This is a genomic window from Serratia sp. ME47 (genome assembly GCF_903970925.1).
Taxonomy (GTDB): domain Bacteria; phylum Pseudomonadota; class Gammaproteobacteria; order Enterobacterales; family Enterobacteriaceae; genus Serratia; species Serratia ureilytica.
Genome location: NZ_CAJCKE010000018.1, coordinates 81,573 through 105,276, shown reverse-complemented (window position 1 = coordinate 105,276; position 23,704 = coordinate 81,573). Strand labels below are relative to the sequence as shown.

Sequence of the window (23,704 nt, the reverse complement as noted above, 5' to 3'; positions counted from 1 at the left end):
CGTGACGGAAGCCGGTGTGGTACTGCGGCGCAAACAGGAAGCACACGCCAACATCGTCCAACGCCTTGCGCGCCTCTTCCGCCGGCAGATCCAGACGGATACCGAATGCCGCCAGCAGATCCGAAGAGCCGGAGCGGCTGGAGACGCTGCGGTTGCCGTGTTTGGCGATTTTCGCGCCGCACGCCGCCGCCACAAAGGCGCTGGCGGTCGAAATATTGATGCTGTTGGTGCCGTCGCCGCCGGTGCCGACGATATCGGCAAACAGATAGTCAGGGCGCGGGAACGGTTGAGCATCTTCCAGCAGCGCTTTGGCGGCGCCGGCGATCTCTTCCGGGCGCTCGCCGCGGACTTTCATGCTGATCAACGCCGCCGCCAGTTGGCTCGGCTCCAGTTCGCCGCGCACGATGGCGCTGAACAGCTGCTGGCTTTCCTGCTGGCTCATCGATTCAGCGCGGTACAGTTTCTCAAGGATAGGTTGCATCGTCGTGTTCCTTTTATGACTTCGCCAGCGCCCAGGCCAGGGTCTGCTCAAGCAGGCGCGCGCCATGGGTGGTCAGAATCGATTCCGGGTGGAACTGGAAGCCGCATACGCGGCGGCGATCGTCGCGTACCGCCATAACCATTTCGCCGAACCGGGCGTTGACGGTCAGATCGGCCGAGATGTTGCTGCCGACCAGCGAGTGGTAACGCGCCACCGGCAACGGGTTGGCCATGCCGGCGAACATGCCTTCACCGTCGTGAACGATCGCCGAGGCTTTGCCGTGCAGGATTTCCCCCGCCTGGCCGACCTGGCCGCCATAGGCTTCGACGATCGCCTGGTGGCCGAGGCAGATGCCGATGATCGGCAGCCGGCCGCGCAGGCGTTGCAGCAGTTCCGGCATGCAGCCCGCTTCGGAAGGGGCACCGGGGCCGGGCGACAGCATCAGCACCGGCTGTTCCATCTGCGCCAGACGCTCGATGATCACCTCGGCGGCGATCTGGTTACGGTAAATCACCACCTGGTGGCCGCTGGCGCGCAGCTGATCGACCAGGTTGTAGGTAAAGGAGTCGACGTTGTCGAGTAGCAGGATATCGGCCATCAGAACACCTCCTTGGCATGGTGCGCAGTGGCGATGGCGCGCAGCACGGCACGGGCTTTATTACGGGTTTCGTCGGCTTCCGCCTGCGGGATGGAGTCCAGCACGACGCCGGCGCCGGCCTGCACGGTGGCGATGCCGTCTTCGACGTAGGCTGAGCGAATGACGATGCAGGTATCCAGATCGCCGGTGGCGGTAAAGTAGCCTACCGCGCCGCCGTAGCTGCCGCGGCGCGTGCCTTCGGAGGCGGCGATCAGCTGCATCGCCCGCACTTTGGGCGCGCCGCTCAGGGTGCCCATATTCATGCAGGCCTGGTAGGCGTGCAGCACGTCGAGATCGGCGCGCAGGGTGCCCACCACGCGGGAAACCAGGTGCATGACGAACGAATAGCGATCCACTTTGGTCAGGTCGGCCACGTAGCGGCTGCCGGCCTGGCAGATGCGCGCCAGATCGTTGCGCGCAAGATCGACCAGCATCAGGTGCTCGGCCAGCTCTTTGTGGTCGGTGCGCATTTCCAGCTCGATGCGGCTGTCGAGATCCAGATCCAGTGAACCATCGGCTCGGCGGCCGCGCGGGCGGGTGCCGGCGATCGGGTAGATTTCGATCTGGCGATTGCCCGCGTCGTATTTCAGCGCGCTCTCCGGCGAAGCGCCGAACAGGGTGAACTCGTCATCTTGCATGAAGAACATGTACGGGCTGGGGTTGTTGTCTTTCAATGTCTGGTAGGCCGCCAGCGGCGCCGGGCACGGCAGGGAGAAGCGGCGCGACGGCACCACCTGGAAAATCTCGCCGTGACGGATCGCTTCCTGCAGCCCGCTGACCACCGCGCCGTACTCTTCGTCGCTCTGGTTGCAGCTCAGCTGCATGTTTTCCAGCTTTTGGTGCGGGATTGGCTGCGGGGTTTGTTTCAATTCGGTCTGCAATTGCGCCAGACGCTGCTGCAGGCGTTGTATTTCACTCGCTTGCTCGCTGAAGACGCTGGCCTGCAATCGGGCGGAACCGCGTTGATGATCCAGCACCAGCAGGGTTTCCGCCAGATAGAAGCAGAAGTCCGGGCAACGTTGATCCTGGCGCAGCGTCGGCAGGTTTTCGAAACCGGCGACCAGATCGTAGGCGAACAGGCCGCCCAGCATCACGGCTTCACGCTCGTCCGCCGGGGAGTCGACCAGGGTCAGCAGCGTGCGCAGCGCGTCGAATACCGACAGGGAGCGCAGGCGCGCGTCTTCGTCCTGCACCTCGTCGACCGCCGGGAAGGTCAGCTCGCGGCCGTTTGGGCGCGCCTGAATGCTGACTTCGGGCGGCAGCGCTTCGTCCAGCAGCGGCAGCAGCGCCGCGCCATTGGCGGTGAGCGCCTGCACGCTGACGGTGTGACCCAGCGCGGTGATGCGCAGCGCGCTGTCGATCACCAGCAGGCTCTGCAGATTCTGTTTACTGTTGATTTCCGCCGACTCCAGCAGCAGGGTGGCCGGCCGGGCGCCGCACAGCTGGTGGAAAAGGGTGGTGGGATCGCCCCGGTAACTGGCCTGCGCCTTCAGTAATGTCAATTGTGGTTTGATGTTCATCATCGGTGGTTCCAGTGAATTCTGTCCATAAAAAAGCCCGCATCAGGTGCGGGCTCAGGAAATCTGCATTGTCAGATGACAGCTATGCGCGATTACACCGCCCGCAAGAGGGAGGTACGCCACCAACCGTGAAGAGAAATGTATGTGTTCATTTGCAGACTCTCTTTGTTAACTCTCATCCGACACGGCCACTGCCGTGAACTTGTGTACTAGTTAACTGGTTCGCGAGGGCAAAGTCAACCCCCTTTTTGTACAATGTTTTAGCGGTCAGCGTGAATTCTGTTCATCATCCCGCCCGCGCGCCCAGCCGGGGCAGAATAGATTTCCGTCCGGCCGCCGATCGCAGGTATGATAGAAAACCAAGCCATTGCCGGATAGCCGTTTTGACAGACAGTAACCCTCAATCCACCGCTTTTACCCTGTACGATCTCCACAGCCATACGACCGCCTCCGACGGCTACCTGACGCCGACGCAGCTGGTGCAGCGGGCGGTAGAGATGCGCGTGGGGGTGTTGGCGATCACCGATCACGACACGACCGCCGGGCTGGCCGAGGCCGCCGCCGCCATCGCGGAGCAGGTGTTGCCGTTGCGGTTGGTCAATGGAGTGGAAATCTCGACGCTGTGGGAAAATCATGAAATCCATATTGTTGGGTTGGGTATGGACGTCGCGCATCCGGCGCTGGTGGCGCTGTTGGCGGAACAAACCGAACGCCGCAACCGGCGGGCGCAGGAGATCGGCGTGCGGCTGGGCAAGGCGCGTATTCCCGACGCCTATGCCGGCGCCCAGCGCCTGGCCGGAGCCGGCGCGGTGACCCGCGGCCATTTCGCCCGTTACCTGGTGGAGATCGGTGTGGCGGACAATATGGCTCAGGTGTTCAAGAAATACCTGGCCAAGGGGAAAACCGGCTATGTACCGCCGCAGTGGTGTACAATAGAACAAGCCATTGATGCGATTCATCAATCGGGCGGCCAGGCGGTGATGGCGCACCCGGGCCGTTACGATTTGACCGCGAAATGGCTGAAACGCTTGCTGGCGCATTTCGCCGAACACGGCGGCGACGCCATGGAAGTGGCGCAGTGTCAGCAGGCGCCGCATGAGCGCACTCAGCTGGCGAAATACGCGCAAGACTACCGCCTGTTGGCCTCGCAAGGCTCTGATTTCCATCAACCTTGCTCGTGGATCGAACTGGGGCGCAAGCTGTGGCTGCCGGGCGGCGTCGAGCCGGTGTGGCGCGATTGGCCGCAGCCGGGCCAGGCGGTCTGATTTTACGCGCGTGGCAACGCGCGCGGGCATTATTTTAGGAGCAAGTCATGAGTCAGCTTTTTTATATTCACCCGGACAACCCGCAGCCGCGCCTGATCAACCAGGCGGTAGAGGTGCTGCGCAAAGGGGGGGTGATCGTCTATCCCACCGATTCCGGCTATGCGCTGGGCTGCATGCTGGAAGAGAAGGCGGCGATGGAGCGCATTTGCCGCATCCGTCAGCTGGACGGCAACCACAACTTTACCCTGATGTGCCGCGATCTGTCCGAGTTGTCGACCTATGCTCACGTCGATAATACGGCGTTCCGTCTGATCAAAAACAATACGCCGGGCAACTACACGTTCATTCTGAAAGCGACCAAAGAAGTGCCGCGCCGCCTGATGAATGAAAAGCGCAAAACCATCGGCCTGCGCGTGCCGTCGAACCCGATCGCGCTGGCGCTGTTGGAGGCGTTGAACGAACCGATGATGTCCACCACGCTGATGCTGCCGGGCAATGATTTCGCCGAGTCCGATCCGGAAGAGATCAGCGATCATTTGGGCAAGGTGGTCGATCTGGTGATCCACGGCGGCTTCCTCGGCCAACAGCCGACCACGGTTATCGATCTGACCGAATCCTCGCCGGAAGTGGTGCGCGAAGGTGCCGGCGACGCGGCGCCTTTCCGCTGATGTAAAATATTGCCACTTTGCCCATTGTCTGAAAAACGGCTGAAGCGACGCTATTTCGCGTGAAAGCCGCTATTCTTGAAGACTTCAGAATTGATAATGGGCAGGATGCGCAGCAATGATTAAACAGGTTTCTTTTTTAGCGGCCTTATTATTTTCCTCAATGGCGAATGCGGGTTTTTATTCGGGCAGCGGTTTGCTGGCGGAATCCGGCGGTTACGTAAAAAATAAAAGCGGTGAAGCCACCGTGGCCGAAGCGCTGAATGGCGGCATGTTTATGGGATACGTCGCCGGCGTATTCGATACCTATTCCATGCAGGGCAATCGCAATATCTGCCCAGAGGCCGGAATGAGCATCGGCGTAGCCGCCGACGCGGTAATGCAGTACTTGAACGAACATCCCGAGCAACTGCATTATTCCGCACCGTCGGTGATTATGCTGGCGTTGAGCGCCGCCTATCCCTGCGTGCGCCATTAAATTCCCATTCCAATAAGTGCGCATTTTTTCATAAGGTGTGCTCGGGTCTTTTCCGCACGAACTTCAATAGATCATGACCTGCTGCGCTGTCACCCTTAGCCCGTCGGTAATTCCCGAACGGGTCGGGGAGAGACGCGCAGGAGGTAATATGACCGCATTTCACAGTGCCAACATGACCCTCGATTATCAGGATATCGGCTCAGGGCCGCTCACGTTGGTGTTACTGCCCGGCTGGTGCGAACCGAAAACCGTGTTTGAGCCGTTCATCGCGCTGGCGGCCGACCGTTATCGGACGATCAGCCTCGATTGGCGTGGCCACGGCCTGTCGTCAAAAGCGGCGGAGATGTCGCTGACGGCGGACGATTTGCTGGAGGATGTGCGCCAATTGCTGACGGCGCTGCGTTTGGACAACGTGATCACCCTGTCGGTGGCGCACGCCAGTTGGTTGGCGGTGGCGTTGGCCGAGGCGTTGCCGCAGCAGGTGCAGGGCATGGTGTTTCTCGATTGGATCATGACGCAGCCGGAGCCGGCGTTCTTTACGGCGGTGAGCCGCATGCAGCAGCCGCAGCAGTGGCTGGCGGCGCGCGACGCCTTGTTCGACTTCTGGCAGGGCGGCATCCGCCACGATCGGGTCAAACGCCATCTGGAGGTCGAGATGGCGCAGGAAGATGACCGGCTCTGGCGCGCCGCCGGCGTGGCCATCGAACAGGCCTACCGGCAATTCGGTTCGCCGCTGCAACGCCTGGCGGGGATGAGCGCGCCGCCGCCGTGCCGGCATATTTACTCGCTGGATCGCCGCGATGACTATCTGCGGCAACAGCAGGCATTTGCCGCCGAGCGGCCGTTTTTCTCCGTGGCGCGTTTAGAAGAGGCCCGCACTCACCTCGGCATTCTGGAACGGCCCGACGCGGTGCTGAGGGCGGTGGAGGACTTCTTGGCGCCGTGAACGCCGCTTGGGGTCACCGCCGATAAAGTGGGTTTCAACACCTTAGAAAGCCTGTATAATGCGCGGTTCGATCCTGATAAACGTATTATTACCGTTGCGGCGATTGGCCGCGGCGGTTATCCCCCCGACGCCTGTGAAGGCGACATTAGAGGTTGCTCAATGAGCGAAAAGTTACAGAAAGTATTAGCGCGCGCCGGGCACGGCTCGCGTCGTGAAATCGAAACCATGATTGAAGCCGGGCGCGTCAGCGTCGACGGCAAGGTCGCCAAGCTGGGCGATCGCGTTGAAGTGACCCCGGCGATGAAAATTCGTCTGGATGGTCATGTCCTGTCGATCAAAGAGTCCGAAGAGGTGGTCTGCCGCGTGCTGGCTTACTACAAACCGGAAGGTGAGCTGTGTACCCGCAGCGATCCTGAAGGCCGCCCGACGGTGTTCGATCGCTTGCCGAAGCTGCGCGGTTCGCGCTGGGTGGCGGTAGGGCGACTGGACGTCAACACTTCCGGTCTGCTGCTGTTCACCACCGATGGTGAACTGGCCAACCGTCTGATGCACCCAAGCCGTGAAGTGGAACGCGAGTACGCGGTGCGCGTGTTTGGCCAGGTCGACGATGCGAAAGTGAAGCAGCTGAGCAAAGGCGTGCAACTGGAAGACGGCCCGGCCGCGTTCCGCACCATCAGCTTCCAGGGCGGTGAAGGCCTCAACCAATGGTACAACGTGACCCTGACCGAAGGCCGCAACCGTGAAGTGCGTCGCCTGTGGGAAGCGGTGGGCGTGCAGGTGAGCCGCCTGATCCGCGTACGCTACGGCGATATCGATCTGCCGAAGGGCCTGCCGCGCGGCGGCTGGGCCGAACTGGATCTGCCGGCGATCAACTACCTGCGCGAGCTGGTTGAATTGAAACCGGAAACGGTCAGCAAGATGCCGGTGGAGCGTGAGCGCCGCCGCGTGAAGGCTAACCAGATCCGTCGCGCGGTCAAACGTCACTCGCAGGTGGCCGGCAGCGGCCGTCGCAGTGCGCCGGGCAGCAAACCGAGTAAATCGGGCAAACCGAGCAAACGCAGCTAATCCGTCATTCTGGCCCCGTTCGGGGCCAGAACGTTTTGTTACCAATCAATCCCCTGTTGCGCCTTGATGCCCGCGTCGAACGCGTGTTTCACCGGCCGCATCTCCGTAACCGTATCCGCCATTTCCAGCAGCTCGCGATGGCAACCGCGCCCGGTCAGTATCACCGTTTGGTGCGCAGGGCGCTGCCGCAGCGCTTCTTTGAGCTCTTCCAGCTCCAGATAGCCGTAGGTCAACATGTAGGTCACTTCGTCCAGCAGCACCAGATCCAGGCCGCTGTCGGCCAGCATGCGTTTGCCGTGCTGCCACACTGCCTGGCAGGCGGCGGTGTCGCCTGCCTTGTTCTGCGTCTCCCAGGTGAAGCCGGTAGCCATCACCTGAAATTCAACGCCATGTTGCTGCAGCAGATTCTTTTCGCCATTGGGCCACTCGCCCTTGATGAACTGGATCACCCCGGCGCGCATGCCGTGACCGACCGCGCGGGTGACGGTGCCGAAGGCGGCGGTGGTTTTGCCTTTGCCGTTGCCGGTAAACACCAGCAGCAGGCCACGGGTGTCCTGCGCCGCGGCGATGCGTGCATCGACCTGTTCTTTCAGGCGCTGCTGGCGCTGTTGATGACGATCTTCCGCCATGAAACGCTCCTTATTATTCGGCCGCGCCGGGTTTGCGGTTCGGCTGGGCGTCGAAGCTCATGCCGGTTTTTCGCCGGCTGTCCTCGCCCATCAGATACAGGTACAGCGGCATGATGTCAGCCGGGGTTTTCAGCTTGTTTTTGTCTTCGTGCGGGAAGGCGGATGCGCGCATTTTGGTGCGAGTTCCGCCCGGATTGATGCAGTTTACCCGCAAATTACGATTTTTGTATTCATCGGCCAATACCTGCATCATGCCTTCAGTAGCGAACTTCGACACCGCATAAGCGCCCCAGTCGGCGCGGCCGGTGCGCCCGACGCTGGAACTGGTGAACACCAGCGACCCGGCGTGGGATTTCAGCAGCAGCGGCAGCAGCGCCTGAGTCAGCATAAAGGTGGCGTTGACGTTAACCTGCATCACCTCTTGCCACATGGTTATCGACAGGTCGGCCATCGGCGCAATGTCGCCCAGCAGGCCGGCGTTGTGCAGCACGCCGTCCAGGCGCGGAATTTGGCGCGCCAGATCGTCGGCTATCTGCCGGCATTGCTCCGGCGTGGCGTGCAGCAAGTCGAGCGTGACCACCAGGGTCGGGGCGCCGCCCTGGGCCGCGATCTCTTGTTGTACCGCCAGCAGTTTGCTCTCGGTGCGTCCCAGCAGCACTAACTGGGCGCCGAAGCGAGCGTAGGTCAGCGCCGCTTCGCGGCCGATGCCGTCTCCGGCGCCGGTGACCAAAATAATGCGTTGTTCGAGCAGATCTTGTTTGGGTTGGTAATGCACGATAAATCCTCGCCTGGGTGGCTGATCTCCCGCGTATCGTGGGGAGCAAGGGTGAAACGCGCGGCCAGGGCGGGAGCGAGAGCTCGACCTTCTGCGGGCCGCGCAGCGAATCTGTCTCATCATATTGATGAATAATGGGTGTTATATGCCTTAATCCGTACGCATTTTCAATGCGTAGCAGGCTGAAATGGCATTCTTTTGTAACAAAAGCGGCGCGGCGGCGGCTTGGTTCGGCCTTGAATCGTCCCCATAGTGACGTGCAGAACGCAATGAATTTTCATTTAGCCGCGACAGCAGGCGCTGCGGTTGGCTAAAATGGAAAGAATCATACTAACAACCTGTAAATAAAGGCGGAATCTGTGGAGTTTATATCTGTTTATGGCCTGTTTCTGGCCAAGGTCGCCACGGTGGTGCTCGCCATCGCCGCGTTGGCCATCCTGGCGGTCAGTCTGGGGCAACGCAAGAGCCGCCAGAAAGGGGAGCTGCAGCTGACCGATCTCGGTGAACAGTATCGCGAAATGCAGCGCGATATGCGCCTGGCGCGTATGGATACTGCCGAGCAAAAGGTTTGGCTGAAACAGTTCAAGAAGCAGACCAAGTCTGATGACAAATTGAAGAAGCAGCGCGCCAAATCCGGCGCGGTGGAAGTGGCCAAGCCGTGCCTGTACGTGTTGGACTTCAAGGGCAGCATGGATGCGCACGAGGTGACGTCGCTGCGCGAAGAGATCTCCGCGGTGCTGGCGGTGGCCTCGGCGCAGGATGAAGTCCTGCTGCGTCTGGAAAGCCCGGGCGGGGTGGTGCACGGCTACGGCCTGGCGGCTTCGCAGTTGGAGCGCTTGCGCAAAGGCGGTATCCGCCTGACGGTGGCGGTGGATAAAGTGGCGGCCAGCGGCGGCTACATGATGGCCTGCGTCGCGGATCGCATCGTGGCGGCGCCGTTCGCCATCATCGGTTCCATCGGCGTGGTGGCGCAGATCCCGAATTTCCATCGCCTGCTGAAGAAGAACGACATCGACGTGGAGCTGCATACCGCCGGGCAGTTTAAACGTACGCTGACGCTGTTCGGTGAGAATACCGAGCAGGGGCGCGAGAAGTTCCGCGAAGATCTGAACGAAACGCACGAGCTGTTCAAACGCTTCGTGCACGAGCAGCGCCCGTCGCTGGACATCGACAACGTCGCCACCGGTGAGCACTGGTTCGGGACCCAGGCCAAAGAGAAAGGCCTTATCGACGCCATCGGCACCAGTGACGATTTGTTGATCGCCGAGTTGGATAACCACGAAGTGATCGCCGTGCGCTATGCACGTCGTAAACGTTTGATGGATCGTTTCACCGGCAGCGCGGCGGAAAGCGTCGATCGTTTGCTGTTGCGCTGGTGGCAGCGCGGGGAAAAGCCGTTGTTGTAAGGCGAGAAGAGCAGGAATCAACGGGGGCCAGGCGCCCCCGTTTTGTTTTCTCAATCGACCAAATGGTATTTTTCCGAAAGCAGGTGAGCCAAATGTTTAAACATATTAAATACGGCGGTGGTTTTGGCGGTGGGCAATCCATCGGCATCTAAAAAGTATTCGCCGCGAAAAACTAAAACGCCGCTTTTTTGTTCAACGTCGGTGGCGATCATGCCGTGCAGATAATCTTCGTGTTGGCGGATGATGTTATTTGCTTCCGCCAGCAGGGCCTCGCGGCCGATAGGTGCAGTATTCTTGTACATTTATTAGACTCCAAACAAAAAACGCTGCGCATATTCTAACGCCGGTTCGCTTTTATCCGCAAACCGACTAAGGTTTATTTGCCGTCTGGATGGCCATGGGCGGCGGCCGGTTGGCGAAATCTGCCTTTCCGTGCTAATTAGGTTGCGTGACGCTTTTTATCAGGTACAGTGTGGGATTTTGCGGCGTCGGGTGGAAGGTTTTGTTTACGCCATGAATAAAAATCACGCAGCCATACTTCTGGGGCATGGGTGAATAGCAGGCAGGATCAACAACTTGCGTTCAGGTTGAGCAGTTGGGCAACCAAAAGAAAAAAATCTGTTGATCTCTTGCCAGACTGCCGCAATATAAAAAAAGAGACACGAATTGCCGCGGCACGGCGAGATAAAAGACTTCTTTTTAGAAGAAATAAATTAGGTAAAGGTAAATATGGGTAAAGCTCTCGTAATAGTTGAGTCCCCGGCAAAAGCCAAAACTATTAATAAATATTTAGGAAGTGACTACGTGGTGAAGTCCAGCGTCGGTCATATCCGTGATTTGCCGACCAGTGGCTCAGCCAGCAAAAAGAGCGCTGACTCAACCGAAGACAAAGCCAAGAAAAAAGTTAAAAAAGATGAGAAGGCGGCGCTGGTAAATCGCATGGGCGTCGACCCTTACCACGGCTGGAAAGCGCATTATGAAATCCTGCCGGGTAAAGAAAAAGTGGTCGCCGAGTTAAAATCGTTGGCGGAAAACGCCGACCACATTTATCTCGCAACCGACCTTGACCGCGAAGGGGAAGCCATCGCCTGGCACCTGCGGGAAGTGATCGGTGGGGATGACAAACGCTTTAGCCGCGTGGTGTTTAACGAAATCACCAAAAACGCGATCCAACAGGCGTTCAAACAGCCGGGCGAGTTGAACATTGACCGCGTCAACGCGCAGCAGGCGCGCCGGTTTATGGACCGCGTGGTGGGCTATATGGTCTCGCCGCTGCTGTGGAAAAAAATCGCCCGCGGCCTGTCCGCCGGCCGCGTGCAGTCGGTGGCAGTGCGCCTGGTGGTTGAGCGCGAACGCGACATCAAGGCGTTCGTGCCGGAAGAGTACTGGGAGCTGCATGCCGATCTGCTGGCGAAGGGTGACACCGCGCTGCAGATGGAAGTGACCCATGCGCACGACAAACCGTTCAAGCCGGTCAACCGCGAGCAGACGCACGCCGCGGTCAAGTTGCTGGAAAAAGCCCGCTACACGGTGCTGGATCGCGAAGACAAACCGACCAGCAGCAAGCCGGGCGCGCCTTTCATTACCTCCACGCTGCAACAGGCCGCCAGCACCCGCCTGAGCTTCGGCGTGAAGAAAACCATGATGATGGCGCAACGGCTGTATGAAGCCGGTCACATCACCTATATGCGTACCGACTCCACCAACCTGAGCCAGGATGCGCTCAACATGGTGCGTGGCTACATCGGCGACAACTTCGGCGATAAATACCTGCCGAAGGCGCCGAATCAGTACAGCAGCAAAGAGAATTCACAGGAAGCGCACGAAGCCATCCGTCCTTCGGACGTGAACGTGCTCGCCGAACAGCTCAAAGACATGGAAGCGGACGCGCAGAAGCTGTATCAGCTGATCTGGCGTCAGTTCGTCGCCTGTCAGATGACGCCGGCGCAATACGATTCCACCACGCTGACGGTGAAAGCCGGCGATTATCAGCTGCGCGCCAAGGGCCGTACGCTGCGCTTTGACGGCTGGACCAAGGTGATGCCGGCTCTGCGCAAAGGCGATGAAGATCGCACGTTGCCGTTCGTCGAAATCGGCAGCGAGCTGGATCTGCAGAAACTGATCCCGAGCCAGCACTTCACCAAGCCGCCGGCGCGCTACAGCGAAGCCTCGCTGGTGAAAGAGCTGGAGAAACGCGGCATCGGCCGTCCGTCCACTTACGCCTCCATCATCTCGACCATTCAGGATCGCGGTTATGTGCGGGTGGAAAGCCGCCGTTTCTATGCCGAGAAAATGGGTGAGATCGTCACCGATCGTCTGGAAGAGAACTTCCGCGAGCTGATGAACTATGACTTCACCGCGCGCATGGAAGACGGCCTCGATGAGGTCGCCAACAACCAGGCCGAGTGGAAAGCGGTGCTGGACGAATTCTTCGTCGACTTCAGCGAGCAGCTTGAAACGGCGGAGAAGGATCCGGAAGAAGGCGGCATGCGGCCTAACCAGATGGTGATGACCAGCATCGACTGCCCGACCTGCGGCCGCAAGATGGGCATCCGTACCGCCAGCACTGGGGTCTTCCTCGGCTGTTCCGGCTACGCGCTGCCGCCGAAGGAACGTTGCAAAACCACCATCAACCTGGTGCCGGAAGCGGAAGTGCTCAACATCCTCGAAGGCGACGACGCGGAAACCAACGCGCTGCGCGCCCGCCGCCGCTGCCAGAAATGCGGTACGGCGATGGACAGCTATCTGATCGACAACCAGCGCAAGCTGCACGTTTGCGGTAACAACCCGGCGTGTGACGGCTATGAGATCGAAGAGGGCGAGTTCCGTCTGAAAGGCTATGATGGCCCGGTGGTGGAGTGCGACAAGTGCGGCTCGGAAATGCACCTGAAAATGGGACGTTTCGGCAAGTACATGGGCTGCACCAACGAGAACTGCAAAAACACCCGCAAGATCCTGCGTAACGGCGATGTCGCGCCGCCGAAGGAAGATCCGGTGCCGTTGCCGGAGCTGCCGTGCGAGAAGTCCGACGCCTATTTCGTGCTGCGTGACGGCGCTGCCGGCGTGTTCCTGGCGGCCAACACCTTCCCTAAATCGCGCGAGACCCGCGCGCCGCTGGTGGAAGAACTGGCTCGCTTCAAGGATCGTCTGCCGGAGAAACTGCGCTACCTGGCCGATGCGCCGGTGGCGGATGCCGAAGGCAACAAAACCCTGGTGCGTTTCAGCCGTAAAACCAAGCAGCAGTACGTCTCCTCTGAAAAAGACGGCAAGGCGACCGGTTGGTCCGCGTTTTACGTGGACGGCAAGTGGGTCGAAGGCAAGAAGTAAGGCCGATGTCCTGCCCGCAAGATGAAAAACCAGCCCTGGCGGCTGGTTTTTTTATTGGTGAAAAGGGGCAAACGGATCTATCCTTTGCTGTTTTTATCCCTCCGACACCGCCGTTTCACGTTGATACCCATGCAAAATAATCGTTATCATAGTGTGACGCGGATCTATACTTGAAGCTGCATCGTGGTATAGTGGTTATATAAAAAGTTTTTTTATTATTAAAGCTTATTAACAACGGCGTTTTCTTCACCATCAGGGTAGAACACGGGGTTTATGGCTTGTGAGTTTCAGCATACCGGGGCGACACCGATATACCTGGCTGCGGGTAAGCCGCAGTGTTTAACCTAGGATGGTATAAGATATGAAATTGCAGCAGCTTCGTTACATTGTGGAAGTGGTTAACCACAACCTGAATGTCTCCTCGACGGCAGAAGGGCTCTATACCTCTCAACCCGGCATCAGCAAACAGGTGCGCATGCTCGAAGATGAGCTGGGCATCCAGATTTTCGCCCGCAGCGGCAAGCACCTGACCCAGGTCACCCCGGCCGGCCAGGAAATCATTCGCATCGCGCGTGAAGTGCTGTCCAAGGTAGACGCCATCAAGGCCGTCGCCGGTGAACACACCTACCCGGACAAAGGCTCGCTGTACGTCGCCACCACGCATACCCAGGCTCGCTACGCTTTGCCCAACGTGATTAAAGGCTTCATTGAGCGTTACCCGCGTGTCTCGCTGCACATGCATCAGGGCTCGCCGACGCAGATCGCCGAAGCGGTCTCCAAGGGCACCGCAGATTTCGCCATCGCCACCGAAGCGCTGCACCTGTATGACGATCTTATCATGCTGCCGTGCTACCACTGGAACCGTGCGGTGGTGGTGAAGCCCGATCATCCTTTGGCGGGCAAAAGCAGCATCAGCATTGAAGAACTGGCGGCTTACCCGATCGTCACTTACACCTTCGGCTTTACCGGCCGCTCGGAGCTGGACACCGCCTTCAACCGCGCCGGCCTGACGCCGCGCATCGTCTTTACCGCCACTGATGCCGACGTGATTAAAACCTATGTGCGTTTGGGATTGGGGGTAGGGGTGATCGCCAGCATGGCGGTTGATCCGGTGCAGGATCCGGATCTGGTGACGGTGGATGCGCGCGATATCTTCACCTACAGCACCACTAAAATCGGCTTCCGCCGCAGCACCTTCCTGCGCAGCTACATGTACGACTTCATTCAGCGCTTCGCGCCGCACCTGACGCGCGACGTGGTCGACAGCGCAGTGGCGCTGCGCTCCAACGAAGAGATTGAAGCGATGTTCAAGGACATCAAGCTGCCGATTAAGTAATCGTTGACGATATCAAATCAAACCCGGTTAGGCGCCTGCCAAACCGGGTTTTTTTAGCCCGGAAACCCGCACCTTCCTTGTTTCTCAGGATCATCCTGAAAAACCACCGTCCTCTTTTCAACCCGTTAGCCTCTAAGTAGACTGCAAAACGTTCGGATCATTGAATAAGGAAATTCAACGTTATGCAGATATGCAGGCTTAACTACGCTGATTTATCAAGTGATGGCAAGATAGCGAAATTACGGTGCTATGGAGTGGGGACATTCGACGTGTTATCGGGTATCGAGCATTACATTAACAACCCAAACTGTTCGGATCGTGAAAAAGCCGCCATTCCTCCAGGAACATACTGGATCGTCGACAGACCACAGGGCAGTATTGCAAATCAAATTCGTTCTGAGTTGGTTGACCTGTATCATCTCTACAAGAATCGCCATTCTGAGTGGTTTGGTCTCTTCAGCAATGAAACTATGAGTGACTACCTCGCCGTAAATGGCGTCTTTCGAAACAGTTTTAGACTGCATCCACTTAACACAGATGGCACCGGTGTTTCTTGGGGATGTATTACTCTCTATCAGGCATCTGACTTTCAGATCCTTCGGGATGCGCTGCTAAGGCGTAGAAAGGTGAGAGTGCCTGGAGGTCGAGGGCTGATGGCGTACGGTCGTATAGATGTTCAAGGCGAGCCTGATTACAGTAAATGCGTGGTATCACAATGAAAAAAAGTCTCTGGATTGTTCTGTTCTTGTTGCTAACCCTTTTGTTGTTGCGCTACCTGCCAGACGGAATTTTCGACAGCTTCGTTTCCAACAACCTAGAAATTAACGGTGATGGTGAAATAGGGATGAATAATTTCGACTCGGCTGTCATTGCCATTAAATTGGGTGTCTCTGCCATCATTGCTGCAGTTGTGCTCACAGTATGTCGCCGCCTGGTGCGCAAACCCCGCTAAAGCCGCGAGATCTTCCCTGCCAAAACGCCGCCTCGTTGCGGCGTTTTCGTTGACGCGTGGCCTAACCCCTTGGCTGCGCTTGCACTTCCTTCTTCTTGATTGTTCTCACCTATCGCTGTGATCAAATCGTGTTGTTATCAAAACGTTAACTTATCTTTGTGGTATCTTTAAACAAGACCTCACTGATTACCCTGTTTTAATCACAATAAGAAATGGAGGAGCTATGTCGTCCGATCTTCGTGAAACAAGTCTGGATAAGCTGGTTGCGCTGAATAGCGAATATTACTACTACAGTCTGCCGCTGGCGGCGAAGCAGCTGGGTGATATCGACCGGTTGCCGAAATCAATGAAAGTGCTGTTGGAGAACCTGCTGCGTCATGTGGATGGCGATACCGTGCAGGTTGACGACCTCAAGGCCATCGTCGCCTGGTTGCAAACCGGCCATGCTGACCGTGAGATCGCCTACCGTCCGGCGCGCGTGCTGATGCAGGATTTTACCGGCGTTCCGGCGGTGGTGGATCTGGCGGCGATGCGTGAAGCGGTGCGGCGGCTGGGCGGCAATGTCGACCAGGTGAACCCGCTGTCACCGGTGGATCTGGTGATTGACCACTCGGTCACCGTCGATGAATTCGGCGATAACAACGCCTTCGAAGACAACGTTCGTATCGAAATGCAGCGCAACCACGAGCGCTACACCTTCCTGCGCTGGGGGCAGAAAGCCTTCAACCGTTTCCGCGTGGTGCCGCCGGGCACCGGCATCTGCCACCAGGTCAACCTCGAATACCTCGGCCAAACGGTATGGCACAGCGACGAAAGCGGTCGCCGCGTGGCCTATCCGGATACGCTGGTGGGCACTGATTCCCACACCACCATGATCAACGGCCTGGGCATTCTCGGCTGGGGCGTCGGCGGTATCGAAGCGGAAGCGGCGATGCTGGGCCAGCCGGTGTCGATGCTGATCCCGGACGTCGTCGGCTTTAAGCTGACCGGCAAGCTCCGCGAGGGCATTACTGCCACCGACCTGGTGCTGACCGTCACCCAAATGCTGCGTAAGCACGGCGTTGTCGGCAAGTTCGTCGAGTTTTACGGCGACGGCCTGGCCGATCTGCCGTTGGCGGACCGGGCGACCATCGCCAATATGTCGCCGGAGTTCGGCGCCACCTGCGGTTTCTTCCCGGTAGATGACGTCACGCTCGGCTACATGAAACTCAGCGGCCGCAGCGCTGAACAAATCGCGCTGGTGGAAGCCTACGCCAAGGCGCAGGGCATGTGGCGCAACCCGGGGGATGAGCCGGTATTCACCAGCTCGCTGGCGCTGGATATGTCGACGGTCGAGGCCAGCCTCGCCGGGCCGAAACGCCCGCAGGACCGCGTCGCGCTGCCGAATGTGCCGCAGGCGTTCCGGGCCGCTACCGAGTTGGATATCGGCGGCCACAAGACCAAGGCAGACAGCAAACCCTTTACGCTGGATGGGCAGCAGCACGAGCTGCACGACGGCGCGGTGGTGATCGCGGCGATCACCTCCTGCACCAACACCTCCAACCCGAGCGTGATGATGGCGGCGGGCCTGCTGGCGAAAAACGCCGTCAAGAAAGGGCTGCGCAGCAAGCCTTGGGTAAAAACGTCGTTGGCGCCGGGTTCCAAAGTGGTGACCGACTACTTCGACAGCGCCAAGCTCACCGCTTATCTGGAAGAACTGGGGTTCAACCTGGTGGGATATGGCTGTACCACCTGTATCGGCAACTCCGGGCCGCTGCCGGATCCTATCGAGCAGGCGATCAAAGAGGGCGATCTGACCGTGGGCGCGGTGCTGTCGGGCAACCGTAACTTCGAAGGGCGCATCCACCCGCTGGTGAAAACCAACTGGCTGGCCTCACCGCCGCTGGTTGTGGCGTATGCGCTGGCGGGCAGCATGAAGATCGACCTGACCAAAGAGCCGCTGGGCGAGGGCAATGACGGTCAACCGGTCTACCTGAAGGACATCTGGCCGAGCAGCCAGGACATTGCTCAGGCGGTGGAAGAAGTGCGCACCGAGATGTTCCACAAAGAATACGGCGAAGTGTTCGATGGCGACGCCAACTGGCAGGCGATCCAGGTGACCGGTTCGGCGACCTATCAATGGCAGGAGGATTCTACCTATATCCGCCATCCTCCGTTTTTCAGCACCATGAAGGTGAAGCCGGATCCGGTGCAGGACATCAAGGACGCGCGCATTCTGGCGATTCTGGCCGATTCGGTGACCACCGACCACATCTCGCCGGCGGGCAACATCAAGCGCGACAGCCCGGCGGGGCGTTACCTGAGCGAGCACGGCGTGGCGCCGCAGGACTTTAACTCCTACGGTTCGCGCCGCGGAAACCATGAAGTAATGATGCGCGGCACCTTCGCCAACATCCGCATCCGCAACGAAATGGTGCCGGGCGTGGAGGGGGGCTATACCCGCCATATTCCGTCGCAGCAGCAACTGTCTATCTACGACGCCGCCATGCAGTACCAGCAGGAGAAAGTGCCGCTGGCGGTGATCGCCGGTAAAGAGTACGGTTCCGGCTCCAGCCGCGACTGGGCGGCGAAAGGGCCGCGCCTGCTGGGCGTGCGGGTGGTGATCGCCGAATCCTTCGAGCGTATTCACCGCTCCAACCTGATAGGCATGGGTATTTTGCCGCTGGAGTTCCCGCAGGGCGTGACGCGCAAAACGCTGGGGCTGACCGGGGACGAGCAGATCAGCGTCGGCGGCCTGCAACAGCTGCAGCCGGGCCAGACGGTGCCGGTACATATCACCTATGCCGACGGGCGCAAGGAGGTGATCGACACCCGTTGCCGCATCGATACCGGCAACGAGCTGACCTACTACGAAAACGACGGCATCCTGCACTACGTAATCAGGAAAATGCTGTAAATCGGGCAGTAAAAAGGGCGCCGCAAGGCGCCCTGATGGTTTTCACGTGGCGGCGATCACTTCTGGTCGAGCAAATGGCCCATTTTGGCGGCCTTGGTGGCCAGATAGTGTTCGTTCTTCGGATTGCGGCCGACGATCAGCGGCACGCGCTCGCTGATATTGATACCGGCTTCGGTCAGGATCTCGACCTTTTTCGGGTTGTTGGTCAGCAAGCGCACCGCGTCGACGCCCAGCAGTTTGAACATGTCGGCGCACAGGGTGAAGTCGCGTTCGTCGGCGGCGAAGCCGAGCTGATGGTTGGCTTCCACGGTGTCTGCGCCCTTATCCTGCAGGGCATAGGCGCGGATCTTGTTCAACAGGCCGATATTGCGGCCCTCCTGGCGATGATAAAGCAGGATGCCGCGGCCTTCTTCGGCGATCTGCTCCAGCGCGGCTTCCAGCTGAAAACCGCAGTCGCAGCGCAGGCTGAACAACGCGTCGCCGGTCAGACATTCGGAATGCACGCGTGCGAGCACCGGCGCTTCTCCGGAAATATCACCGAATACCAGCGCCAGATGATCGTGCCCGGTCGCCAGTTCTTCGAATCCTACCATCAGGAAATCGCCCCAAGGTGTCGGCAGTTTAGCCTCTGCCACCCGTTTAAGCTGCATGTCACTCTCCACAAAAACCTACGATTCAATCATTGTCGCGCATCCTAAGTCCGGTCAGTGCATTGACCAAGACTAAAACGTGCTACGCCGATCTCTATTTCGTTAATTATCGGCTATTTTGCCACAACTTCTTGCCGGGCGGTGCTCAGCAAACCAGCAGATGGCGTTTTCTGGCCACCTATTATTGCGATAGGTTGTCTATCTGTTTAATTTTTCGCGTGTTATCAATATTGCACTCTTGTTACACTGCAGCCTGATTCACGCAGAGGAAAACGGGAATGTATGAGATAGCAAAACGCACGGCGGGCGGCGCGTTGCTGCTGCTGTTGATGCCGCTGGCGGTCTGGGTATCCGGCTGGCACTGGCAACCCGGCGGCAATGACCGGCTGCTGAAAGCGCTGTACTGGGTGACCGAAACCGTGACCTCGCCGTGGGGCATTCTGACCAGCGCGATCCTCTGCGGTTGGTTTTTGTGGTGCCTGCGCTTTCGGCTGAAGCCGGCCATCGGTCTGGCGATGCTGCTTTTCGCCGCGCTGTTGATTGGGCAGGGCGTGAAGTCGTTGATCAAGGATCGGGTGCAAGAGCCGCGTCCTTTCGTGGTGTGGTTGGAGCAAACCCACGGCGTGGACGGCAAGTATTTCTACTCGCTGCAGCGCAAAGAGCGCAGCGCGCTGGTGCGCGAGCAACTGCAAGACCAGACGCTGGTGCCGAGCTGGCTGCGCAAGCACTGGCAGTTTGAAACCGGCTTTGCTTTTCCGTCGGGGCACACCATGTTCGCCGCCACCTGGGCGCTATTGGGCGTAGGGCTGCTGTGGCCGCGCCGCCATTACAAAACCGTCGCGATCCTGATGGTGTGGGCGGCCGGGGTAATGGGCAGCCGCTTGCTGCTGGGCATGCACTGGCCGCGCGATCTGGCGATGGCCACGTTGATCAGTTGGTTGCTGGTAGTGATCACCTGCTGGCTGGCGCAGCGCTGGTTCGGTCCTCTGACGCCGCCGCCGCAAGAGCAGCAGGAAATCGCGGCGCGCAAGCCGGAGAAATGAACGTTATGTGACCATGTCACAAAAAGCGCGGCGCCAGATCGGCGCCGCATTAACCGCTTACATTTTCCCGCCATTGCAATCCGCGCCGTCGCCCCCATATCCTTATAAATTCGACGTTTTGAGAAGCTTTCTCATCAATTTGTTCGTTAAAGCCGTTTACTGCCGAATATGCCAGCAGATATGTGGTTTTATCGTGCCGCAGGGTTTCCCTGCCGCAACGGGAAATGCTAACTTAAGGGTTAGGGACGCCACGTTTTGGCATCGTTCATCCGATTCACTCGGCATCGCGGGAAAGAATGTGAAATATTTGCTGATTTTTTTGTTGGTTCTGGTGATCTTCGTGATTTCCGTCACCCTGGGCGCGCATAACGATCAGGTGGTCAATTTTAACTATCTGGTTGCGCAGGGCGATTATCGCGTATCGACCCTGTTGGCCACGCTGTTTGGCGCCGGTTTCATTCTCGGCTGGATCATTTGCGGTCTGTTCTATCTGCGTACGCGCATTGCGCTGGGCCGCGCCGAGCGCAAGATCAAAAGGCTGGAGCTGCAGCTTGAGCAGCCCGCTGAACCGGCGGCTCAGGCCGTTGTCAGCAAGGAATAACCCTCTATGTTAGAACTGCTGTTTCTGTTGCTGCCCGTGGCTGCCGCGTACGGTTGGTACATGGGGCGCAGAAGCGCTCAGCAGGATAAACAGCAAGAAGCCAACCGCCTGTCGCGTGAATACGTGGCAGGGGTGAACTTTCTGCTTTCAAACCAGCAGGATAAGGCGGTTGATCTGTTCCTCGACATGTTGAAAGAGGACAGCAACACCGTTGAGGCCCACCTGACGTTGGGCAACCTGTTCCGCTCGCGCGGCGAAGTCGACCGCGCTATCCGCATCCATCAGGCCTTGATGGAAAGCGCTTCCCTGACCTTTGAGCAGCGCCTGTTGGCGGTGCAACAGCTGGGCCGTGACTATATGGCCGCCGGGCTTTACGACCGTGCGGAAGACATGTTCAGCCAGTTGACTGACGAAGCGGATTTTCGCGTCTCGGCGCTGCAGCAATTGCTGGTGATCCATCAGGCGACCAGCGACTGGCAGAAAGCGATCGACGTGGCGGAAAAGTTGGTCAAGCTGGGCAAAGAGAAACAACGCGTCGAGATCGCGCACTTTTATTGTGAACTGGCGCTGCAGGCGATGGGCAGCGACGATCTCGATCGGGCGATGAGCCTGCTCAAGCGTGCGGACGCGGCCGATAAACAGTGCGCGCGCGTGTCCATCATGTTCGGGCGCATTTACATGGCGCAAAACGACTACGCCAAAGCGGCAGAGTCGCTGCAACGCGTATTGAGTCAGGATAAAGAGCTGGTCAGCGAAACGCTGCCGATGCTGCAGGAATGCTACACGCATCTGCCGGAACAGCAGCACAACTGGGCTGATTTCCTTAAACGCTGCGTGGAAGAGAACACCGGCGCAACCGCTGATCTGATGCTGGCCGAAATCATCGAGCAGCACGAAGGGCGCGACGTGGTGCAGGTCTATATCAACCGTCAGCTGCAGCGTCACCCCACTATGCGGGTGTTTTATCGGCTGATGGATTATCACCTGGCGGACGCTGAAGACGGCCGTGCGAAAGAGAGTCTGCTGTTGTTGCGCGATATGGTCGGCGAGCAAATTCGCACCAAACCGCGTTACCGCTGCCACAAATGTGGCTTCACCGCGCACTCGCTCTATTGGCATTGTCCGTCGTGTCGCGCCTGGTCATCGGTTAAACCGATCCGCGGTCTGGACGGACAATAGCGCGGCGGTGAGACAAAATAAAACGGGGCGATTGATCGCCCCGTTTTTCTATGTTCATCGCTTACTTTTTCTTGCCGCCTTTAGCGCCGGTTTTCAATAGCTGACGCAGCTTCTTCAGCTCTTTCTGGCTCAGAGGCTGTTCGATTTCTTCTTCGGTGCTTTGATTGTCGATCTCGCCGTGGTGCAGGTCGTCCGCTTTCTTGGCCGGTTTTTCTGCCTTGACGACGGGCGCGTTGAAGCTGCTTTCCAGGCGCTGGCACACTTCCACACTCAATGAAAATTCGTTTTCAGCGGCGGCGGCGCGGATTTTCTCCTTCAGTGCCAGAGGAATTTTAATGGTAAGTGTCGATATCTCGCTCATTTTGAAAGCCTTTCTGCAGGAAGATGCCTTCAAGCTAAGCCACTGGCGATCGGGTGTCTAGTGTGTAATAAAAATTTAATATTTTTGTAACAATAAAGAGCGGGCAAAGGCGGGTTTTTAAGCGGGAAATAGAGGCAGGGCCCGAAATCTCGGGCCCTGTACCGGAAACCTTATTTGTAGATGATCGCGGTGCCGCTCAACATGTTGTTACCGCCGGCGGAGATAATGCGGTAGCTGCTGGCGCCCTGAGCATCTGCTTTAGCGGCCAGTTTTTTCTCCAGGCTGCTGAGGGTGGTTGCGTGGCCTGCGGAAACGACGCCGGTCGCGGTCAGGCTATCAGCCTGCTGGCTGTTGATCGGCTCAGCGGCCAAAGTGGCGAAAGAGGTCAGTGCGATAGCGGCAGCGGCTGCAAAATATTTGATGGTTTTCATGGGTGACTCCAGTCTGTTTATTTAGGAAGGAAGCCATTCGCTTCCGATGTGGTGAATAATAAAGCATCTGGGCCGATTGAAAATCTGATAATGCTGAGCAAGTGGTTCAAAATATTTGATTGATAATTTACGCATCTTTACGGCGTTTTACGCTGCGTGGTTTATTGCTGACGCGCTTACGTTGACGCGCCATGACAAAGACGCAAGGTAACATGACAGAGCGCCGGTGCGCGCTGTGGCTGGGATTTCTGGCCCCTGGCATGTAGAATGCGGCGGTCAGTTTCGCGGGTGAGTCCCTGATTATCTCCATTTTACAGAAGGTAGAAGAAATGAAGTCTGAAAATAACGCTAATAACAATGACTTAAAATCATCTCCAATCGTTGTAGCGTTGGATTACGCCGATAAGAACGCTGCGCTGGCGTTCGCCGACCGTATCGATCCGCAAGACTGCCGGCTGAAAGTGGGCAAAGAAATGTTCACGCTGTTTGGACCGCAGCTGGTGCGCGATCTGCACGGGCGCGGCTTCGACGTATTTCTTGACCTGAAATTCCACGATATTCCCAATACCACGGCGCATGCGGTAGCCGCAGCGGCCGAGCTGGGCGTTTGGATGGTCAATGTGCATGCCAGCGGCGGCGCGCGCATGATGACCGCCGCTAAAGAAGCGCTGGTGTCATACGGGGCGGATGCGCCGCTGCTGATCGCCGTCACGGTGCTGACCAGCATGGAAGCGGAAGACCTTCGCGGCATCGGCATCGAGGCCAGTCCGGCAGAACACGCCGAGCGCCTGGCGCGCCTGACCCGCGACTGCGGGCTGGACGGCGTGGTATGTTCGGCACACGAAGCGCAGCGCCTGAAGGCCGCCTGCGGGCAGGCTTTCCAACTGGTGACGCCGGGGATCCGCCCTGAAGGCAGCGCGGCGGGCGATCAGCGCCGTATTATGACGCCGGTGCAGGCGCAGGCCGCCGGCGTGGACTATATGGTGATTGGGCGTCCGATCACCCAATCTGCGGATCCGGCCGCGACGCTGCGCGCGATCCGCGCCTCTTTGGCCTGAGGA

Annotated in this window: 23 protein-coding genes, 1 pseudogene and 1 other annotated feature; of the genes and pseudogenes, 16 read left to right on the top strand and 8 right to left on the bottom strand. The window is 58.5% G+C overall.

The genetic code is table 11. The features are described 5' to 3' along the window. Both trpD and H7A77_RS17690 read right to left on the bottom strand, forming a co-directional pair. Positions 1-1,079 (bottom strand): annotated as a pseudogene (gene trpD, locus H7A77_RS25610) (anthranilate phosphoribosyltransferase); the annotation flags it as partial. Continuing rightward, complete coding sequence (locus H7A77_RS17690; RefSeq protein ID WP_182074464.1) at positions 1,079-2,641, bottom strand: anthranilate synthase component 1; 1,563 nt, start codon at positions 2,639-2,641, stop codon at positions 1,079-1,081. The pseudogene trpD and the gene H7A77_RS17690, both read right to left, overlap by 1 nt. 24 nt (positions 2,642-2,665) lie before the next feature. Further along, positions 2,666-2,769 (bottom strand) — a sequence feature (Trp leader region). A gap of 252 nt (positions 2,770-3,021) precedes the next feature. On the opposite strand from H7A77_RS17690, the gene H7A77_RS17685 reads away from it, so the two are divergent. The 5 genes from H7A77_RS17685 (at position 3,022) to rluB (ending at position 7,057) form a co-directional block, all read left to right on the top strand. Next, entirely contained in the window at positions 3,022-3,903 is an 882-nt protein-coding gene (locus tag H7A77_RS17685; protein ID WP_033643269.1) for a PHP domain-containing protein, read from the top strand. A 47-nt stretch (positions 3,904-3,950) separates the two neighbouring features. Beyond that, entirely contained in the window at positions 3,951-4,571 is a 621-nt protein-coding gene (locus H7A77_RS17680) for an L-threonylcarbamoyladenylate synthase (RefSeq protein ID WP_033643268.1), read from the top strand. A 115-nt stretch (positions 4,572-4,686) separates the two neighbouring features. Beyond that, positions 4,687-5,046 (top strand): Rap1a/Tai family immunity protein, encoded by a 360-nt coding sequence (locus tag H7A77_RS17675; RefSeq protein ID WP_016927523.1) that lies wholly within the window; start codon positions 4,687-4,689, stop codon positions 5,044-5,046. 148 nt (positions 5,047-5,194) lie between these two features. After that, on the top strand, positions 5,195-5,992 hold the full coding sequence (locus tag H7A77_RS17670) for an alpha/beta fold hydrolase (protein WP_182074463.1): 798 nt from the start codon (positions 5,195-5,197) through the stop codon (positions 5,990-5,992). Between the two features lie 159 nt (positions 5,993-6,151). Then, a complete protein-coding gene (rluB, locus tag H7A77_RS17665) occupies positions 6,152-7,057 on the top strand; it encodes a 23S rRNA pseudouridine(2605) synthase RluB (RefSeq protein WP_033643266.1) in 906 nt (301 codons plus the stop codon). A gap of 38 nt (positions 7,058-7,095) precedes the next feature. Here rluB and cobO read toward each other — a convergent pair whose 3' ends face one another. After that, positions 7,096-7,686 carry a cob(I)yrinic acid a,c-diamide adenosyltransferase gene (cobO, locus tag H7A77_RS17660; protein WP_033643265.1) on the bottom strand — a complete coding sequence of 197 codons (591 nt, stop codon included), beginning with the start codon at positions 7,684-7,686 and terminating at the stop codon, positions 7,096-7,098. A 13-nt stretch (positions 7,687-7,699) separates the two neighbouring features. Then, positions 7,700-8,461, bottom strand: a complete 762-nt coding sequence (locus H7A77_RS17655; protein ID WP_147838010.1) for a YciK family oxidoreductase — start codon at positions 8,459-8,461, stop codon at positions 7,700-7,702. Between the two features lie 359 nt (positions 8,462-8,820). On the opposite strand from H7A77_RS17655, the gene sohB reads away from it, so the two are divergent. Further along, positions 8,821-9,867, top strand: a complete 1,047-nt coding sequence (sohB, locus tag H7A77_RS17650) for a protease SohB (protein WP_072627554.1) — start codon at positions 8,821-8,823, stop codon at positions 9,865-9,867. Between the two features lie 50 nt (positions 9,868-9,917). Here sohB and H7A77_RS17645 read toward each other — a convergent pair whose 3' ends face one another. Further along, positions 9,918-10,169 carry a YciN family protein gene (locus tag H7A77_RS17645; protein WP_033643262.1) on the bottom strand — a complete coding sequence of 84 codons (252 nt, stop codon included), beginning with the start codon at positions 10,167-10,169 and terminating at the stop codon, positions 9,918-9,920. Between the two features lie 427 nt (positions 10,170-10,596). Here H7A77_RS17645 and topA point away from each other — a divergent pair, with 427 nt between their 5' ends. The 6 genes from topA (at position 10,597) to acnA (ending at position 18,378) form a co-directional block, all read left to right on the top strand. Continuing rightward, positions 10,597-13,194: a type I DNA topoisomerase gene (gene topA / locus H7A77_RS17640; RefSeq protein ID WP_042784671.1), complete on the top strand. Its 2,598-nt coding sequence runs from the start codon at positions 10,597-10,599 to the stop codon at positions 13,192-13,194. A gap of 5 nt (positions 13,195-13,199) precedes the next feature. Further along, entirely contained in the window at positions 13,200-13,334 is a 135-nt protein-coding gene (locus H7A77_RS25605) for a hypothetical protein (protein WP_255201708.1), read from the top strand. Between the two features lie 221 nt (positions 13,335-13,555). Then, entirely contained in the window at positions 13,556-14,530 is a 975-nt protein-coding gene (gene cysB / locus H7A77_RS17635; protein WP_004930690.1) for an HTH-type transcriptional regulator CysB, read from the top strand. A 254-nt stretch (positions 14,531-14,784) separates the two neighbouring features. Next, positions 14,785-15,249, top strand: a complete 465-nt coding sequence (locus H7A77_RS17630; RefSeq protein WP_313958302.1) for a DUF2778 domain-containing protein — start codon at positions 14,785-14,787, stop codon at positions 15,247-15,249. Further along, complete coding sequence (locus H7A77_RS17625) at positions 15,246-15,482, top strand: hypothetical protein (RefSeq protein ID WP_182074462.1); 237 nt, start codon at positions 15,246-15,248, stop codon at positions 15,480-15,482. Before H7A77_RS17630 ends, H7A77_RS17625 begins: the two co-directional genes overlap by 4 nt. 223 nt (positions 15,483-15,705) lie before the next feature. After that, positions 15,706-18,378 (top strand): aconitate hydratase AcnA, encoded by a 2,673-nt coding sequence (gene acnA, locus H7A77_RS17620; protein ID WP_182074461.1) that lies wholly within the window; start codon positions 15,706-15,708, stop codon positions 18,376-18,378. Between the two features lie 56 nt (positions 18,379-18,434). Here acnA and ribA read toward each other — a convergent pair whose 3' ends face one another. Beyond that, positions 18,435-19,028, bottom strand: a complete 594-nt coding sequence (gene ribA, locus H7A77_RS17615) for a GTP cyclohydrolase II (RefSeq protein WP_019452695.1) — start codon at positions 19,026-19,028, stop codon at positions 18,435-18,437. A 278-nt stretch (positions 19,029-19,306) separates the two neighbouring features. On the opposite strand from ribA, the gene pgpB reads away from it, so the two are divergent. From pgpB to lapB, 3 genes are all read left to right on the top strand, one after another. Beyond that, positions 19,307-20,071: a phosphatidylglycerophosphatase B gene (pgpB, locus tag H7A77_RS17610; RefSeq protein WP_047026012.1), complete on the top strand. Its 765-nt coding sequence runs from the start codon at positions 19,307-19,309 to the stop codon at positions 20,069-20,071. A gap of 298 nt (positions 20,072-20,369) precedes the next feature. Then, positions 20,370-20,672, top strand: a complete 303-nt coding sequence (locus H7A77_RS17605) for a LapA family protein (RefSeq protein WP_033643257.1) — start codon at positions 20,370-20,372, stop codon at positions 20,670-20,672. A gap of 6 nt (positions 20,673-20,678) precedes the next feature. Continuing rightward, complete coding sequence (gene lapB, locus H7A77_RS17600) at positions 20,679-21,851, top strand: lipopolysaccharide assembly protein LapB (RefSeq protein WP_015378034.1); 1,173 nt, start codon at positions 20,679-20,681, stop codon at positions 21,849-21,851. Between the two features lie 61 nt (positions 21,852-21,912). Here the strand turns inward: lapB and H7A77_RS17595 are convergent, their stop codons facing one another. Both H7A77_RS17595 and H7A77_RS17590 read right to left on the bottom strand, forming a co-directional pair. Next, entirely contained in the window at positions 21,913-22,212 is a 300-nt protein-coding gene (locus H7A77_RS17595) for a hypothetical protein (RefSeq protein WP_033643255.1), read from the bottom strand. Positions 22,213-22,382: 170 nt separating this feature from the next. Continuing rightward, positions 22,383-22,643 carry a YdgH/BhsA/McbA-like domain containing protein gene (locus tag H7A77_RS17590; RefSeq protein WP_033643254.1) on the bottom strand — a complete coding sequence of 87 codons (261 nt, stop codon included), beginning with the start codon at positions 22,641-22,643 and terminating at the stop codon, positions 22,383-22,385. A gap of 329 nt (positions 22,644-22,972) precedes the next feature. Here H7A77_RS17590 and pyrF point away from each other — a divergent pair, with 329 nt between their 5' ends. After that, a complete protein-coding gene (pyrF, locus tag H7A77_RS17585) occupies positions 22,973-23,701 on the top strand; it encodes an orotidine-5'-phosphate decarboxylase (RefSeq protein ID WP_046687153.1) in 729 nt (242 codons plus the stop codon). Positions 23,702-23,704: the final 3 nt, after the last annotated feature.

What these genes read in the sequence shown, in the direction of transcription:
- H7A77_RS17690 (WP_182074464.1), bottom strand. Translation starts at nt 2,641, where the DNA reads ATGATGAACATCAAACCACAATTGACATTACTGAAGGCGCAGGCCAGT.
- H7A77_RS17680 (WP_033643268.1), top strand. Translation starts at nt 3,951, where the DNA reads ATGAGTCAGCTTTTTTATATTCACCCGGACAACCCGCAGCCGCGCCTG.
- H7A77_RS17675 (WP_016927523.1), top strand. Translation starts at nt 4,687, where the DNA reads ATGATTAAACAGGTTTCTTTTTTAGCGGCCTTATTATTTTCCTCAATG.
- H7A77_RS17670 (WP_182074463.1), top strand. Translation starts at nt 5,195, where the DNA reads ATGACCGCATTTCACAGTGCCAACATGACCCTCGATTATCAGGATATC.
- rluB (WP_033643266.1), top strand. Translation starts at nt 6,152, where the DNA reads ATGAGCGAAAAGTTACAGAAAGTATTAGCGCGCGCCGGGCACGGCTCG.
- cobO (WP_033643265.1), bottom strand. Translation starts at nt 7,686, where the DNA reads ATGGCGGAAGATCGTCATCAACAGCGCCAGCAGCGCCTGAAAGAACAG.
- H7A77_RS17645 (WP_033643262.1), bottom strand. Translation starts at nt 10,169, where the DNA reads ATGTACAAGAATACTGCACCTATCGGCCGCGAGGCCCTGCTGGCGGAA.
- topA (WP_042784671.1), top strand. Translation starts at nt 10,597, where the DNA reads ATGGGTAAAGCTCTCGTAATAGTTGAGTCCCCGGCAAAAGCCAAAACT.
- H7A77_RS25605 (WP_255201708.1), top strand. Translation starts at nt 13,200, where the DNA reads ATGTCCTGCCCGCAAGATGAAAAACCAGCCCTGGCGGCTGGTTTTTTT.
- cysB (WP_004930690.1), top strand. Translation starts at nt 13,556, where the DNA reads ATGAAATTGCAGCAGCTTCGTTACATTGTGGAAGTGGTTAACCACAAC.
- H7A77_RS17625 (WP_182074462.1), top strand. Translation starts at nt 15,246, where the DNA reads ATGAAAAAAAGTCTCTGGATTGTTCTGTTCTTGTTGCTAACCCTTTTG.
- acnA (WP_182074461.1), top strand. Translation starts at nt 15,706, where the DNA reads ATGTCGTCCGATCTTCGTGAAACAAGTCTGGATAAGCTGGTTGCGCTG.
- ribA (WP_019452695.1), bottom strand. Translation starts at nt 19,028, where the DNA reads ATGCAGCTTAAACGGGTGGCAGAGGCTAAACTGCCGACACCTTGGGGC.
- pgpB (WP_047026012.1), top strand. Translation starts at nt 19,307, where the DNA reads ATGTATGAGATAGCAAAACGCACGGCGGGCGGCGCGTTGCTGCTGCTG.
- lapB (WP_015378034.1), top strand. Translation starts at nt 20,679, where the DNA reads ATGTTAGAACTGCTGTTTCTGTTGCTGCCCGTGGCTGCCGCGTACGGT.
- H7A77_RS17595 (WP_033643255.1), bottom strand. Translation starts at nt 22,212, where the DNA reads ATGAGCGAGATATCGACACTTACCATTAAAATTCCTCTGGCACTGAAG.
- H7A77_RS17590 (WP_033643254.1), bottom strand. Translation starts at nt 22,643, where the DNA reads ATGAAAACCATCAAATATTTTGCAGCCGCTGCCGCTATCGCACTGACC.
- pyrF (WP_046687153.1), top strand. Translation starts at nt 22,973, where the DNA reads ATGAAGTCTGAAAATAACGCTAATAACAATGACTTAAAATCATCTCCA.